Genomic DNA, 1,484 nt, shown 5'->3' on the forward strand with positions numbered 1-1,484 from the left:
TTCAATACATTATCTATCTATGGATAGTTATAACCCTTTTGGATAGCAACGCGAACCCAGCCCATCGGCACTGTGATAGCTCCGTTGTCACGGGGCTCAGTCGCTCTTTTGCCCTCTCGACTATCTCTCGTGAGGGGGGCCGATTTCTAAGATAGGGTACCATCACGCATTCTCTCGGCGTTCAATTGAATTTAAGATGAACCCGCTTTATGATCGATCCGTAATGCTGGCATGTGCAGCGTTCACAACTCATAGAATCTCGGCCAAGGCCCTCTTTAGGTCCGCAAGCGCCGCGTCGCGGACATTCATCACGTAATGCGCGTTCTCCTTCCCCATCTCGATCAGCGTATCCGCATCGTACTGCGCAAGCTTTCCGACGAAGTCGTAGGAGTCGATGAACGCCACCTCGTTCGGGAGCGCTAGGCCCGTCACCGAGGTGTGGTAGTTGAACGGCACGTTGCCGGCGATCGCGAAGTCCAGCCTCTTCACGTTGATCCCGGATTGGAGGACATTGGGGCTGCCGTAGTTCAGCCCAACGTGTCCCTCCGCCAGCTTGGCCAAGAATTCATCCCTCGGAAGGTTGGGGATGTGGATGGCACCGGGAACCTGCCTGCCGATGCTGACGAATTCGACCTTTATGCCGTTCCTCGCTAGAGCTGCGGATGTCACCTCTATGAGTTTCTGAGGAAGGTCCCGCGTGCCGATCATGTTCACGACGATCCTGTCCCGGGGCTTCCTCGAGAAATCCAGCTGATTCCTCGGAGGACATATAGTGGGAAATACCGCGATGCGAGTTCCGATGCCGTCGAGTTCATACAGATATCTGTCCCTGTAAGTGGGCACTATGATCAATTTTAACTCGTGTCTTCTAAGCGCCTCTCTGGCCCTCCTCCTGAGCAATCCTGAGAGCGCGCCCACGACGTGGCGCCCGTAGGGGTGTTCTGCGTAGAAATCGCCGCTTATGAGCACGATGGGTGCGCTGGCATGGCGCCCGCCCAAGCAGCGCCTGAGCATTACGAGCCCTCTTATGTTGTCGACGACGACCAGCGAATCGCCTTTCAGATCTTCATGCAGGCGATTAGGGCAGCCCACATATCCAAACCGAAATTCCCTGAACATTCCGGTGAGCTTCTGTGATCTTAGCACCGCGGATGCCGAGGCAACGCCCGCGAGCAATCTTGAAGCTATGGAGTCGAAGTCCTCCACTTTATAGATGACCAGATCGTCAACATGAATTAACTGTGATACTTCATGCAATAGGCACTCCCTGCCGAGGTTTCCGCCGGAGTACTCCGCGATGGTGCGGCTGTTCCTCCATGTGACATGGATCAGCCTCACGGACCTCCCAGGAGCCCGGTCGCCTTAAAAGGCTGCAGGAAACTCGCTCCATGGACGCACAGAATTTAAGGCAGTCCGTCCTCCTCAATGTCCGTGATCCTGGCCACCTACCTCCCGTTCTACAGGATCCACGAGGTCGATGAGTA

1 protein-coding gene is annotated in these 1,484 nt (G+C 55.3%); it reads right to left on the reverse strand.

Annotated elements, in window-relative coordinates:
- Positions 1–249: 249 nt before the first annotated feature.
- Positions 250–1,338, reverse strand: a complete 1,089-nt coding sequence (locus tag ABJK56_RS02640) for a hypothetical protein (protein WP_347243114.1) — start codon at positions 1,336–1,338, stop codon at positions 250–252.
- Positions 1,339–1,484: the final 146 nt, after the last annotated feature.

The sequence above is a fragment of the Thermogutta sp. genome, from assembly GCF_039793925.1.
Lineage (GTDB): Bacteria > Planctomycetota > Planctomycetia > Pirellulales > Thermoguttaceae > Thermogutta.